Below are 13580 nucleotides of genomic sequence, written 5' to 3' on the forward strand. Positions count from 1 at the left end.
AAAGTCTATTACGCGGGAGCAGGGGCTCGAGGACCGAGAAGAACACGCGTAACAGAGTGCCTCACGGATGACGTCCTGCAGGAGTCATTTCGCGGGCTGCGACGCCTGACGGTGCACCGTGGCCATCCGCTGGCCGATGGTGATCAACGAGGCCACCGCCAGAAGCAGCAACGTCACCAGCAGCACGACCTCTGGCAGGCCCAGTCCCGTCAGACCGGTCATGAGCAGTAGCGCCAAGAGCCGTTCGGCGCGTTCGGCGATGCCCACATTGCATTCGAAACCGAGTGACTCGGCCTTGGCCCGCGCATAGGAGACAAGAGTTCCCAGCACCAGGCAGGCCAGAGCGGTGCCGCCGATGACCGGGTTCCCGCCACCCGTGAAGAACCAGAAGGCCACCGAGCCGAACAGTACCCCGTCCACCAGGCGGTCCAGGGTGGAGTCCAGGAAGCTCCCCCAGATGCTGTGACGGCCGGACAGCCTGGCCATGATCCCGTCCACCACGTCGGAGAAGACGAAGACCGTGATTGCGACGGTGCCCCAGAACAGCTGCCCCATCGGATAAAGCACCAGCGCCGAGACCACGGCTCCGAGTGTTCCCGTGATCGTCACGGTGTCCGGCCCGATACCGGCCTTCAGCAGGGCTTTTGCGAGCGGGGTGAAGAGGCGCGTGAAGAAAGCACGCGCGCCACGGTTGAGCATGAGGGTCAGCCGTCCTCGCCGTCGGGTGCGGAATCAGCGGGCCACGCCTGCGCCATCAGTTCGCGCACCTCGCCCAGAGTCTGGGTGATGGCCTTGGTCTGGGCGATGATGGGCAGGAAGTTCCCATCGCCTCCCCACCGTGGGACCACGTGCTGGTGGAGGTGCTCGGAAATCCCCGCTCCCCCGACCTTGCCCTGGTTCATGCCGATGTTGAACCCGCCCGGTCCGGAGACCTTCCGCAGGACGCGGATGGCCGTCTGGGTCAAAGCGGAGAACTCGGCGGTCTCCTCGACTGTGAGATCGGTGTAGAAGGAGACATGCCGGTACGGATTGATCAGGACGTGCCCGGGGTTGTACGGGTACAGATTCAGCACCACGTAGCAGAGCCGGCCACGGTGCACGATGAGTGAGTCCTCATCGCTGCGGGACGGGCCGACACAGAACGGACAGGCGTCCGGGTGGTCGAACTGCTCCTGACCGCCCTTGATGTAGGCCATGCGATGAGGAGTCCACAGGCGCTGGAACGCGTCCGGCACCCCGGCCAGCTGGAAGTCATCCGTGACGGATTCATCTGCCGCGGACTGACCGCCGTTCGCCGGGATGGCGCCTGTGGACTCCGTCATTACTGGTTGGTCCTGTTCTTCACGGCCTCGACGATGCGGCGGACGGCCTCATCCACGGCGACGCCGTTCTCCTGGCTGCCGTCACGGAAGCGGAACGAGACCGCGCCGTTCTCCGCGTCCTCGCCACCGGCGATGAGGACGAAGGGGATCTTGTCCTTGCTGGCGGTACGGATCTTCTTCGGGAAGCGATCGCTGGAGGAGTCCACCTCGACGCGGATGCCCTGCTTCTTGAGCTTGGCGGCGACGTCGTAGAGGTAGTCGTTGAAGGCCTCAGCGACCGGGATCGCGACGACCTGGACCGGAGCAAGCCACGCCGGGAATGCTCCCGCGTAGTGCTCGGTCAGCACGCCCAGGAAGCGTTCGATCGAGCCGAACTTGGCGGCATGGATCATCACGGGTTCCTGGCGGGTGCCATCGGCAGCCTGGTACTCCAGGCCGAAGCGTGCTGGCTGGTTGAAGTCGTACTGCACCGTGCCCATCTGCCAGGTGCGGCCGATCGCGTCCTTCGCCTGCACCGAGATCTTCGGGCCGTAGAAGGCGGCTCCACCGGGGTCCGGTACCAGTTCGACTCCGGACTCGGTCGCCACGCGTTCCAACACCTCGGTGGCCTCGGCCCACTGCTCATCGCTGCCGATGAACTTGTCCGACTCGGGGTCCCGGGTGGAGAGCTCCAGGTAGAAATCGTCCATGCCGAAGTCGCGCAGCAGCGAGAGCATGAAGCCGAGCAGGTGCTCCACCTCCGCCGGGGCCTGCTCCTTGGTCACGTAGGAGTGCGAGTCGTCCTGCGCGAAACCACGCACGCGGGTCAGACCGTGGACCACGCCGGACTTCTCGTAGCGGTAGACATGCCCGAATTCGAAGAGCCGCAAGGGCAGCTCACGGTAGGAACGTCCGCGCGAGCGGAAGATCAGGTTGTGCATCGGGCAGTTCATCGCCTTGAGCCGGTAGTCCTGACCAGGCTTGGTGATGTTGCCGTCCTCGTCCCGTTCCTCGTCCACGTGCAGGGCCGGGAACATGGTGTCCGCGTAGTACGGCAGGTGGCCCGAGGTGTGGAAGAGGCCGTCCTTGGAGATATGCGGGGTCCCCACGTACTCGAAGCCTTCTTCGATGTGCCGACGGCGGACGTAGTCCTCCATCTCGCGCTTGATCACGCCGCCCTTCGGATGGAACACGGGCAGGCCGGATCCGAGCTCGTCCGGGAAGGAGAACAGGTCCAGCTCCGCGCCGAGCTTGCGGTGGTCGCGGCGCTCCGCCTCGGCCAGGCGCTCCTGGTAGGCCTTGAGGTCTTCCTTGGTGGGCCAGGCGGTGCCGTAGATGCGCTGCAGCGGCTTGTTGTTCTGGTCTCCCAGCCAGTAGGCCGCTGACGAACGGGTCAGGGCAAAAGCGTTGGAGATGAGCTTGGTATTGGGCAGGTGCGGACCGCGGCAGAGATCGCACCAGACGGTCTCCCCGCTCTTGCGGTCCACATTGTCGTAGACGGTGATATCGCCGGCACCCACCTCGACATTCACGCCCTCGCCCGCGGAGTCAGCGGAGTCGGCCTTGCCGAGCAGTTCCAGCTTGTACGGCTCCTGCGCCATGGCCTCGCGCGCCTGCTCCGGAGAGACGACACGGCGTACGAACTTCTGGTTCTGGTTGACGATCTTCAGCATCATCTTCTCGAGGGCCTTGAGATCCTCGGGAGTGAACGGCTCAGCGACGTCGAAGTCGAAGTAGAAACCATCCTTGATGTACGGCCCGATGCCGAGCTTGGCGTCGGGGCGCAGCTGCTGGACCGCCTGAGCCATGACGTGGGCGGTGGAGTGCCGCAGGACGTTGAGGCCGTCAGGGGATCCGATGGTGACCGATTCGACGTCGGCGCCGTCTTCCAGGGGCTGGTCCAGGTCCTTCAGGACCCCGTCCACGCGCATGACGACGACGTCGCGCCGCTCGAAGAAGAGCTCCGCGCCGGTGGTCCCCGTGGTCACCCGGGTCTCTTCTGAATCGACTCTGAGGGTGATCTGTTGGGCTTCTGACACGGTGTCTCCTATTCATGTAGCGGCTTCATGACTTGCGGCATACGGGACCACAGCCAGCCACCGAACAGTCTAGTACGAGAGCGCGCCCCCGACGGCGAGGGGCGCCTACGCCGCCGCCGTCGTCACCGGCTGATCGGCCGAAACCTTCGCCAGGCGATCGAGCCGCTCGGCGGTCACCGCATCGGCAGGAGCGAACCAGACGATCCGGGTGCCGAGCGTCTCGTCGGTCCAGAGGCTCGTCATGTTGAGCCGCAACTCACCGAGTCGCTGATGACGGATCCGCTTGAGCGAGTTGCGCTCGTTCGCCACCTCACCACGGGACCACAGTTCGCGGAAGGCCGGAGAGGATCCCTGGAGTTCCTGGATGAACCGCTGCCACTCCGGGTACTCCCTGTGGCGACCGTACGAGGAACGCAGCCTCGCAGCGATGCGGCCCTGGGCGTGTTCCAGGTCGAAATAGGCCTGTTGCCACTCGGGATCGGTGAAGAGCAGGCGTGCGCAATTGCGTTCAGCAACCGGGATTTCGTCAAGATCGCCGAAGAGGTACCGGTACGAACGGTTGTACGCGAGGATGTCGAAGCGGGCCGTCTGCGCCGCGGCGGGAAACGGCATCAGCTTGGCGAGCAGTTCGAGATGGGCGTCGTGCACACACCTCAGAGGAGCACGTTCGGGAATCGCCACACCCGCCAGAGCGAAGAGGTGGTCCCGTTCGTCGTCGCTGAGCCTCAGCGCCCGCGCGATTGATGCAAGCACTTGTTCGGATGCGGCCACCGGCCGGCCCTGTTCGAGCCACGTGTACCAGGTCAATCCGACCCCGGCCAGTTGCGCGACCTCCTCGCGCCTCAGGCCCGAGACACGCCGTCGCGGACCGCGGACGAGACCGACATCCTCCGGCCGCAGACGAGCCCTCCTGGAACACAGGAAATCAGCAAACTCCTTGCGACGATCCGCCATCGACATCCGCCTTCCTCCTTCGTGATCGTCTCATGTCAGGGCTGTCACCCCAAGCGCCAGGCAGGTGCTCCCAGTACCAGGATAAGCAGGCTCCTGGCACCAGGATCCGAACGAGACGAGAGTAGTCGCATGACCACAGTCAGAGCAGTACATCTGCACCCCGCAGCACCGCAGGCCACTCCCACGTGGCGCTATCTCGGTCTCGTGCTCGGGCCCGGGGTCGGGTCTTACGCCTTCAACGCCGTCACCGTCTCGATGTCACAGCTGCACACGGAATTCGGCACCTCCGACGCCGAACTGGAGCTCGTCGTCGCGGGCTACGGCATCCCCTTCGCAGCCCTGCTCATCCTCGGAGGGCGTCTCGGGGACCGCTACGGGCGTCATCGGATGTTCACCGTCGGAATGGCGGCGTTCTTCCTGGCTGCGCTGGCCTGCTCCTTCGCACCGAGCATGGCCGTCCTCATCGGGGCCCGGATCGCGCAAGGGGTTGGCGCCGCACTGTGCACCCCACAGGTGCTCGCCACGATCCAGGCGACGAGCACAGGGGCGGCACGAGTCCGGGCGGTCTCCGCATTCGGAGCCAGTGGTGGAATCGGGGCCGCACTCGGCCAGGTCGCCGGAGGGGCACTCGCGGGTGTGTCGTTCGGCGCGATGTCCGGATGGCGTGCCGTTTACTGGCTCGCCGCGGCGATCGCGGTACTGGCCATCGTGCTCGCCGGCCTCGCGCCGCGCAGCAGCGCCCACGAATCGGTCGACATCGACCTCGCCGGCACCTTGCAGCTCGGGGGCGGTCTACTGCTCCTGGCCGCCGGACTGACCTTCGGCCCGTCCCTGGGCTGGCCCTGGCAGGTGATCGCGGCGATTCTCCTCGGTTGCGTCCTGCTCCTGGCGCTCTGGAGGCACCAGAACAGGATCGAACGATCAGGACGCATTCCACTTCTGCCGCCCAGCATCCTCAGGCTGCGTCCCTTGCAGCTCGGCCTGCTCGCCGCCGGGCTCTTCTTCGCCGGCTACGGTGCCATCCTCTATGTCATCCCGCGGGCCGTGGAACAAGGACTCGGCCTGACACCGCTGGGCGCAGGTCTGCTCCTGCTCCCTTTCGCCGTCGTGTTCACGATCGTTTCGCTCAACCTCGCCCGTATCCAGCGCCGTCTCGGCGAACGGACGCTCCTCTGGGGCGTCCTGCTGCAGACCGCGGCGCTTGTGGCGATAAGCTGCACCGTCCTGTTCGGATGGTCCCCTGCGTTGCCCCTGCTGCTGCAGCCCAGTCTGCTCCTTCTCGGTGCCGGTCAGGCACTCATCTTCTCGCCGCTCACCCAGGCCGTGGTGCGGGAGATCCCGGTGGAAGCCGCGGGCCTCTCCGGCGGCTTGTTCGGCACAGTGCAGCAGCTGGCCTTGTCACTCGGGGTGATCGTGATCGGCGGAATCAGCACGGCGGGCGGCTTCACGGGGAAGGCCGAGTTCACCGCCGGCGCCCTGCTGGACCTCGGTATCGCCGCGATGGTGGTCCTCCTGGCGCTCGCGCTGAACCGTCGTCGAACTCCACATGAATAAGCCGCCCGGGGGATGTCCGGGCTCCGTGAGCACGGCTACCATGCAGACATGAACCGTCGAGTGAACATCAGCAAAGCCCATTCCGACACCTTCGAGGCCCTGGGGAAGCTGAGCAAGGCCGCCACCAAGGCAGCTGCCGCCGCCGACCTCAGCCCTCTGCTCTGCGAGCTCATCAAGATCCGGGCCTCCCAGATCAACGGCTGCGCCTACTGCCTCAAGCTGCACACGAAGGACGCCGTCAAGCTCGGTGAGACGCAGGACCGTCTCGCGGTGCTGCCGGCCTGGCGTGAGAGCGACTACTTCACCGCCGTCGAGCGAGCCTCCCTGACCCTCACCGAGGCGATCACCACCGTCTCTGAGCATCAGGTCCCCGACGAGGTCTACGTCCCCGTCTCCCAGGTCCTGAGCGAAGAACAGATCTCCGCCGTCTCCTGGCTCGCGATCACCATCAACGCATACAACCGGGTCGCGATCACGAGCCACTACACCGTCAAGCCCTGAGGTCACCCCTGGGACGCCGTTTATCGTGCGGGTCGCCTCGCCCTCGCCTCGCCCTCGGCCGAGTCCGCTATGCAAGGCGTGAATCAGCTACCGCGGGTAGCGGATTCGCGCCCCAGATAGCGGACTCGCCGGAAGGAGCGGGAAGGACGGGCAGAGCTCGGGCGCCCGCACGGCAGACCTGCCACAACACGACGGCGGCGGCCGGGATTTCTCCCGGCCGCCGCCGTCGTCGTTCACGCTACTCAGATGTTGAAGCCGAGTGCGCGCATCTGGTCCTTGCCATCATCGGTGATCCGCTCCGGACCCCATGGCGGCATCCACACCCAGTTCAGACGCCAGTCGTCCACGACACCGTCAAGAGCCTTGCCCACCTGCTCCTCGAGCACATCGGTGAGCGGGCAGGCCGCCGTCGTCAACGTCATGTCGATCAGCAGCGCGCCGTCGTCCTCGGAGTACTTGAGCCCGTACAGCAGGCCCAGGTCCACCACGTTGACGCCGAGCTCGGGGTCGATGACGTCCTTGAGGGCCTCTTCGATGTCCTCAAGACTTGTCCTGGCCGCATTCACTTCGGTCATCTTCTCTCCCTTTCCGGGAATGGCGGTGGTGGTCAGACTGCTGCGGGCTCGGCGGCGGTGCCGGCGCCGGCCACGTAGCGATCGTAGCCCTCGTCCTCGAGACGGTCGGCCAGCTCGGGGCCGCCCTGCTCCACGACCTTGCCGTCCACGAAGACGTGAACGAAATCGGGCTTGATGTAGCGGAGGATGCGGGTGTAGTGGGTGATGAGCAGGGTGCCCATCTCGCCACCGGCATGGGCGCGGTTGACGCCCTCGGAGACGACCTTCAGCGCGTCGACGTCGAGGCCGGAGTCGGTCTCGTCGAGGATCGCGAACTTCGGCTTGAAGAGTTCGAGCTGGAGGATCTCCACGCGCTTCTTCTCACCACCGGAGAAGCCCTCGTTGACGTTGCGCTGGGCGAAGTCGGCATCGATGCGGAGCTGGTCCATGGCCGCCTTGACGTCCTTGGTCCAGGTGCGCAGGGCCGGGGCTTCGCCGTCGATGGCGGTCTTGGCGGTGCGGAGGAAGTTGGTCATGGTCACACCGGGGACCTCCACCGGGTACTGCATGGCCAGGAAGAGGCCGGCGCGGGCGCGCTCGTCCACGCTCATCTCCAGGACGTTCTCACCGTCCAGGGTGATGGAGCCGCTGGTGACGGTGTAGCGCGGGTGCCCGGCGATGGTGGAGGCCAGGGTGGACTTGCCGGAGCCGTTGGGGCCCATGATGGCGTGGGTCTCGCCGGTCTTGATGACCAGGGAGACGCCCTTCAGGATTTCCTTCTCGCCCTGCTCGGTCTCAATGCTGACGTGCAGGTCCTTGATTTCAAGAGTAGACATGCTGTTCTTTCTTGTTCCTTGGAAGCTTGACTGCGCGGACGGGATCTAGAGAACCCGCGCGCCGTTCACAACGTTGCTGGTGTCGACGTACACGTCCTCGCCCTCGATCTGGATGGCGAAGACGGGGACGGGATCGTAAGCGGGCAGCTGGAGGGGCTGGCCGGAACGCAGATCGAACTGGGAGCCGTGGCCCCAGCATTCGATCGTGCAGCCTTCCACATCACCCTCCGAGAGGGAGACGTCGGCGTGCGAGCAGGTGTCACCGATGGCGTGGATCTCCCCCATCGAGTCCTTCACCACGGCTACGGGGTAACCGTCGATCAGGACCCTGAGGGCCTGCTTGGGCGAGATCTCGGTGCTCTTGCACACCAAGGTCCCCTGCGGCGTTTCCGGCACTGCATTCCTCCTAGTTGTCGCCTGCGGCCAGTTCGCTCTCGATGGCCTCGGTGAGGCGCTCTTCGAGGGCGGGGACCTTGATCTTCTGGACGATCTCGTTCAGGAAGCCGCGCACCACCAGTCGGCGGGCGACATCCTCGGGGATGCCACGGGCCATGAGGTAGAAGAGGTGCTCGTCGTCGAAACGGCCGGTCGAGGAGGCGTGACCCGCACCCGCGATCAGGCCGGTCTCGATCTCCAGGTTCGGCACGGAGTCCGCCCGGCAACCGTCGGTCAGCACCAGATTCTGGTTCTTCTCGTAGGAGTCGGTGCCCACGGCCTGCTTCTGGATGAGGCAGTCGCCCACCCAGACGGTGTGTGCGCCCTTGCCCTGCAGCGCGCCCTTGTAGAGCACGTCCGAGGTGCAATTGGGCACATTGTGGTCCACGAAGGAACGGTGCTCCAGGTGCTGACCGGCGTCCGCGAAGTACAGGCCCAGCAGCTCGGCCTCGGCCTGCTCGCCGGAGAAGCGGACGTTGGAGTTCAGGCGGACCACCTTGCCGCCCAGGGTCACGGCGATGTGCTTGTACACGCCCTCCTTGGCCACGACGGCGTCGTGCTGGGCCAGATGCAGCGCATCGTCTTCCCAGAGCTGCACGGAAACGACGGTGAGCTCCGCAGCCTCGCCCACGAAGATCTCGACGTTGCCGTTGTGGTTCGCGGAACCCTCGTGTTCGAGGATCACGACGGACTTGGAACCCGCCCCGGCCTCAACCACGATGTGGCTGTTGGAACGCTTGCCCGCGCCCTGACCGCTCAAAACCACACGGATCGGCTCTGCCGGCTCGGCACCGACGGGCACGACGACGTGCAGCGCCTCGGGCGCGTTGGCGGAAGCCACCGCTGCGGCCCGGTCAGCGGGGACCAGGGTGGTGCCGCGCGGAGCTTCGGCGATGGCCAGCGGAGCGGCCTGGAAACCTTCCGGGGCCTCCACGACGGTGCGCAAAGCGTCGTCGTCGGACGCGCCGTCCTCGAGCAGCGGGAGCAGCTCACGGACGGGGGTGAAACGCCATTCCTCTTCCCGGCCGTCAGGCAGGGCGAAGTCGGCCACGTTATGGCTGGTCAGACGCTCGGCACGGGAAGCCATGACGGTGGTGCCGTCATTGTGCTTGTGGTCGACCTTGCTGGAGACGAGCTGCTCGCCCTCCTCCGTGAAACCGGCGATCGACGGTGCGCCGATGCGGGCCTTCTCAGTTGCTTCGGCAGTCATTAACCGACGGATCCTTCCATCTGGAGTTCGATGAGGCGGTTGAGCTCGAGAGCGTACTCCATCGGGAGCTCACGGGCGATCGGCTCGATGAAGCCGCGCACGATCATGGCCATGGCCTCGTCCTCGGGCATACCGCGGGACATGAGGTAGAACAGCTGCTCCTCGGAGACACGCGAGACGGTCGCCTCGTGGCCGAGCTGCACATCGTCCTCACGGATGTCGATGTACGGGTAGGTGTCCGAGCGGGAGATGGTGTCCACCAGCAGTGCGTCGCAGCGCACCGTGTTGGCGGAGTGCTTGGCACCCTCGCGGACCTGGACCAGGCCGCGGTAGGCGGCACGGCCACCATTACGGGCCACCGACTTGGAGATGATGGAGCTCTTGGTGTTCGGAGCGATGTGCACCATCTTGGAACCGGTGTCCTGGTGCTGGCCTTCGCCGGCGAAGGCGATGGACAGGGTCTCGCCCTTGGCGTGCTCGCCCACGAGGTAGACGGCCGGGTACTTCATGGTGACCTTGGAGCCGATGTTGCCATCGATCCACTCCATGGTGGCGCCCTCTTCGCAGATGGCGCGCTTGGTGACCAGGTTGTACACGTTGTTCGACCAGTTCTGGATGGTCGTGTAGCGGACGCGGGCGCCCTTCTTCACGACGATCTCGACGACGGCCGAGTGGAGGGAATCCGAGGTGTAGATCGGGGCGGTGCAGCCCTCGATGTAGTGCACGTAGGAGTCCTCGTCGGCGATGATGAGGGTGCGCTCGAACTGGCCCATGTTCTCCGTGTTGATACGGAAGTAGGCCTGCAACGGGATCTCGACGTGCACGCCCTTGGGGACGTAGACGAAGGAGCCGCCGGACCACACCGCCGTGTTCAGCGAGGCGAACTTGTTGTCACCCACGGGGATGACGGTGCCGAAGTACTCCTGGAAGATCTCCGGGTGTTCCTTGAGCGCGGTGTCCGTGTCCAGGAAGATGACACCCTGGGCCTCCAGGTCCTCACGGATCTGGTGGTAGACGACCTCGGACTCGTACTGAGCGGCGACGCCGGCCACGAGGCGGCTGCGCTCAGCCTCCGGGATGCCCAGCTTCTCATAGGTGTTGCGGATGTCCTCGGGGAGCTCTTCCCAGGACCCGGCCTGCTTCTCCGTGGAACGGACGAAGTACTTGATGTTGTCGAAGTCGATGCCGGAGAGGTCCGCGCCCCAGGCGGGCATGGGCTTGCGGTCGAAGTACTTGAGGCCCTTCAGGCGGAGATCGAGCATCCACTCGGGTTCGTTCTTCTTGGCAGAGATGTCCCGGACGACGTCGTCGTTCAGGCCACGGCGTGCGTTCGCACCGGCGTCGTCCTTGTCGGCCCAGCCGTATTCGTAGTTGCCGATACCGTGCAGCTCCGGGTTCTTTTCCAGAATCTCGGAGATCACCGTACCCTCAGCCACTGGCTTTTCTGCTAGTTGGTCCGTCATCACGGCCTTTCTTGCTGGTGGTTGCGTCCGGTAGGAATGTGAGTGGTGCAGACGTGGCCACCGTTGGCCAGAGTCGACAGACGACGCACGTCCACACCGAGCAGCCGCTCGAATGCCTCGGTCTCCTTGTCACAGAAGACCGGGAATTCGGCGGCCAGGTTCTGAATGGGGCAATGCCCCTGGCACAGCTGAACAGCCGTCAGCTGCGGCGGGAGAGGTTTCTTGCTCACCGGATGGATGCTCAGGACATTCGCATTGGCCACGAAGCCGTCCTGATTGAGCGCCTCGACCAGCGCCTTGGACTTCTCCTCGACGGAAGGCCCGGCAGCCTGCAGAGCGGGGGCGTAGCGGGCTTCCATCTCTGCGAAACGCCGCTCGGCGAACGCCGCGATCGCAGCCTCCCCGCCCAGCGAAGCGAGCTCCTGAAGAGCCGTCCTGGCGATGTCCAGGTAGTCGTCACCCCAGTGCTGCTGCCCCTGGGAGCTGATGACGTAGCGACGCGCAGGCCGGCCTGCACCGGCGCCCGACTTGACCATGCGCTTGACCTCGATGACGCCGTCGCGCTCCAGCTGGTCCAGGTGCCGCCGCACTGCGGCGGGCGTGTAGCCGAGCAGCCTGCCCAGTTCAGCGGCGCTGATGGGGCCGTGTTCCAGCACGGCGGCGCGCACCTTGCCCCGGGTGCGGTCCTCGGCTTCGACGAGGGAACCCTGCGCGGATCCGCGCGCAGGGCGCACACCGGTCTGAGCGGCACCCTTGCCAGGGTCCGCGTTCAGGCTCCGGGGCTGCCCGTTCGTGGAAGTGTCCATGGAATACACAACACAATCATCATCAAATAAGTTCCCGCCTTCCACTAAGGCTAGGCTGACCTGTCGATTGTGACCAGAGACCCTCGTCACACCTGTTCCCTGACCGCTGCGCGGGCCCCGTCGGCCACCCCTTCTACCTCACGTAGAATGCTATGGTGCGATCCGCTGCTCCCCCCGTCCTCGTGATCGACTCCCTTGTCAAGGATGTCGGTCCAGTCACCGCCCTCGACGGGCGCATGATGCGCGTCGTCGCGGGCCTCTCGATGACCGCCCATGCCGGAGAGGTCACTGCACTTCTGGGGGTGAACGGAGCCGGGAAGACCACCACCTTGGAATGCGCCCAAGGGCTCCAGCGCCGCACCGAGGGGAGCGTCGAACTGCTCGGCGAGGACCCCGACGTCGCCGGCCCTGCTCTTCGCGCCCGGGTCGGCGTGATGCTCCAGGACGGCGGGCTGCCGCCGTCGGCGCATCCGATCCCGCTCCTGCGTCATGTGGCGCGGATGTACCAGGACCCGTGGCCTGTCGACGACCTCGTGGAGCGGCTCTCCATCGCCGAGTTCGCCCGCACGAACGTCCGTCGTCTCTCGGGCGGTCAGAAGCAGCGCCTCGCCCTCGCTGCGGCACTCGTGGGCCGCCCCGAAGTGCTTTTCCTCGACGAACCGAGCGCCGGCATGGACCCCCAGTCGCGTCAGCTGGTCTTCCGCCTCATCCAGGAGCTGCGCGACGCCGGCATGGGCATCGTCCTCACCACGCATCTGATGGACGACGCCGAGAAGCTGGCGGACTACGTCTACATCGTGGATGCTGGACGCATCGTCGCCGAGGGGACCGTGCCGCAGCTGCTCGCCAGACCGTCCGGTGACGATGACGACTCCAGGACGGTGGAATTCGAAGCCGCCCCCGGCCTGAGCCTGAACCTCCCGGAGTCGCTGCGGATACGCGAGGGCCGCCCCGGCTTCTACTCGGTCGAAGGCATCACGGCTCCCGGAGACCTCAAGGCCATCGCTCAGGCCTGGGAGGATGCGAACGTGTTCCCCCGCGCACTGTCCATGTCCACGCCCACCCTGGAAGAGGTCTTCCTGGATATCGCAGCCCGCAGCGCCGATACGGGTGCCGCAGCGGAAGGAGACCGGCAGTGAGTCAGACCCAGTCCCCCTTTCTCCCGTCGCTGAATGGCGCCCAGCGCCCGGCAACGACGACGGCCCGCATCCTGGCGCAGGGCCGCTACGAGACGATCACCATGCTGCGCAACGGCGAGCAGCTCGTTCTCGCGATCATCATGCCGCTCATGGCGTTGTTCGCCCTGCGCTTCACCCCTCTCCTCGACGGACTGCCCGGAACCCGCATCGACATAGCCGTGCCGGGCGTCCTCGCCCTGTGCACGCTGTCCACGGCTTTCACCGGCCAGGGCATCTCCACGGGCTTCGACCGCCGCTACGGGGTTCTCAGGTTCCTGTCCACGACTCCCCTGGGCCGCGCCGGACTGATTTCCGGGAAGGTCATCGCCGTCCTTTCAGTCCTCGTGCTGCAGACGGTGGTGGTCTCCGCCATCGGTCTGATCCTCGGCTGGGCTCCCGCACTGGGTGGCCTGCTGCTCGCCGTCCCCTTGCTGGTGCTCGGCGCCGCGGCCTTCACGTCGCTGGGTCTCCTGGTGGCCGGAACGGTCCGCCCCGAGGCGACCCTGGCTTTGACCAATCTCCTGTGGATCATTCTGGGCGCCCTCGGCGGAATCGTGGTTCCTCCCGGCCGACTGCCCGGGCTGCTGGGAGAGGTGGCCCCGTTCCTTCCCTCCGGGGCACTCGGTGACGCCCTGCGCGCGGCGCTGCAGCATGGCGCCGTGGACCTCACCGCCGTGATCGTCCTGCTCCTCTGGACGGCCGTGGCCGGTGTACTCGCGGTGAAGTGGTTCAAATGGAATTGATGAAGT

14 protein-coding genes are annotated in these 13580 nt (G+C 65.8%); 4 read left to right on the forward strand and 10 right to left on the reverse strand.

Features of this window, described 5'->3' with window-relative positions; translation table 11 throughout:
* Positions 1 to 84 precede the first annotated feature (84 nt).
* The 4 genes from pgsA to ACIPXZ_RS09645 all read right to left on the reverse strand — a co-directional run bounded on the left by pgsA (position 85) and on the right by ACIPXZ_RS09645 (position 4300).
* Positions 85 to 699, reverse strand: a complete 615-nt coding sequence (pgsA, locus tag ACIPXZ_RS09630; RefSeq protein ID WP_400593000.1) for a phosphatidylinositol phosphate synthase — start codon at positions 697 to 699, stop codon at positions 85 to 87.
* Positions 700 to 704: 5 nt separating this feature from the next.
* Positions 705 to 1322 (reverse strand): HIT family protein, encoded by a 618-nt coding sequence (locus ACIPXZ_RS09635; protein WP_400593002.1) that lies wholly within the window; start codon positions 1320 to 1322, stop codon positions 705 to 707.
* Entirely contained in the window at positions 1322 to 3340 is a 2019-nt protein-coding gene (gene thrS, locus ACIPXZ_RS09640; RefSeq protein ID WP_400593005.1) for a threonine--tRNA ligase, read from the reverse strand. Before thrS ends, ACIPXZ_RS09635 begins: the two co-directional genes overlap by 1 nt.
* A gap of 105 nt (positions 3341 to 3445) precedes the next feature.
* Positions 3446 to 4300 (reverse strand): helix-turn-helix transcriptional regulator, encoded by an 855-nt coding sequence (locus ACIPXZ_RS09645; protein ID WP_400593008.1) that lies wholly within the window; start codon positions 4298 to 4300, stop codon positions 3446 to 3448.
* Positions 4301 to 4423: 123 nt separating this feature from the next.
* Here ACIPXZ_RS09645 and ACIPXZ_RS09650 point away from each other — a divergent pair, with 123 nt between their 5' ends.
* Positions 4424 to 5848 (forward strand): MFS transporter, encoded by a 1425-nt coding sequence (locus ACIPXZ_RS09650; protein ID WP_400593011.1) that lies wholly within the window; start codon positions 4424 to 4426, stop codon positions 5846 to 5848.
* Positions 5849 to 5896: 48 nt separating this feature from the next.
* Positions 5897 to 6349, forward strand: coding sequence for a carboxymuconolactone decarboxylase family protein (locus tag ACIPXZ_RS09655; protein WP_400593014.1), 453 nt, complete (start codon positions 5897 to 5899; stop codon positions 6347 to 6349).
* A 242-nt stretch (positions 6350 to 6591) separates the two neighbouring features.
* On the opposite strand, the gene ACIPXZ_RS09660 is transcribed toward ACIPXZ_RS09655, so the two are convergent.
* From ACIPXZ_RS09660 to ACIPXZ_RS09685, 6 genes are read right to left on the reverse strand one after another with little or no spacing between them, the layout of a single operon-like run.
* The gene (locus tag ACIPXZ_RS09660; protein WP_305995113.1) at positions 6592 to 6924 is read right to left on the reverse strand and encodes a metal-sulfur cluster assembly factor; all 333 of its coding nucleotides are present in this window, start codon (positions 6922 to 6924) and stop codon (positions 6592 to 6594) included.
* A gap of 32 nt (positions 6925 to 6956) precedes the next feature.
* Positions 6957 to 7739 (reverse strand): Fe-S cluster assembly ATPase SufC, encoded by a 783-nt coding sequence (gene sufC, locus ACIPXZ_RS09665; RefSeq protein WP_400593017.1) that lies wholly within the window; start codon positions 7737 to 7739, stop codon positions 6957 to 6959.
* A 45-nt stretch (positions 7740 to 7784) separates the two neighbouring features.
* Positions 7785 to 8135, reverse strand: coding sequence for a non-heme iron oxygenase ferredoxin subunit (locus tag ACIPXZ_RS09670; protein WP_400593020.1), 351 nt, complete (start codon positions 8133 to 8135; stop codon positions 7785 to 7787).
* A 10-nt stretch (positions 8136 to 8145) separates the two neighbouring features.
* Positions 8146 to 9384, reverse strand: coding sequence for a Fe-S cluster assembly protein SufD (sufD, locus tag ACIPXZ_RS09675; RefSeq protein WP_400593023.1), 1239 nt, complete (start codon positions 9382 to 9384; stop codon positions 8146 to 8148).
* Positions 9384 to 10847, reverse strand: a complete 1464-nt coding sequence (gene sufB / locus ACIPXZ_RS09680) for a Fe-S cluster assembly protein SufB (RefSeq protein WP_400593026.1) — start codon at positions 10845 to 10847, stop codon at positions 9384 to 9386. The genes sufD and sufB overlap by 1 nt, the downstream gene beginning before the upstream one ends.
* Positions 10847 to 11662 carry a helix-turn-helix transcriptional regulator gene (locus ACIPXZ_RS09685; protein WP_400593029.1) on the reverse strand — a complete coding sequence of 272 codons (816 nt, stop codon included), beginning with the start codon at positions 11660 to 11662 and terminating at the stop codon, positions 10847 to 10849. The genes sufB and ACIPXZ_RS09685 overlap by 1 nt, the downstream gene beginning before the upstream one ends.
* Before the next feature lie 146 nt (positions 11663 to 11808).
* Between ACIPXZ_RS09685 and ACIPXZ_RS09690 the strand changes: the two genes are divergently transcribed.
* Positions 11809 to 12792, forward strand: coding sequence for an ABC transporter ATP-binding protein (locus tag ACIPXZ_RS09690; RefSeq protein WP_400593346.1), 984 nt, complete (start codon positions 11809 to 11811; stop codon positions 12790 to 12792).
* Entirely contained in the window at positions 12789 to 13574 is a 786-nt protein-coding gene (locus ACIPXZ_RS09695; RefSeq protein ID WP_400593032.1) for an ABC transporter permease, read from the forward strand. The genes ACIPXZ_RS09690 and ACIPXZ_RS09695 overlap by 4 nt, the downstream gene beginning before the upstream one ends.
* Positions 13575 to 13580 lie beyond the last annotated feature (6 nt).

Source organism: Arthrobacter sp. NPDC090010 (assembly GCF_044748305.1).
Classification (GTDB): Bacteria; Actinomycetota; Actinomycetes; order Actinomycetales; family Micrococcaceae; genus Arthrobacter_E.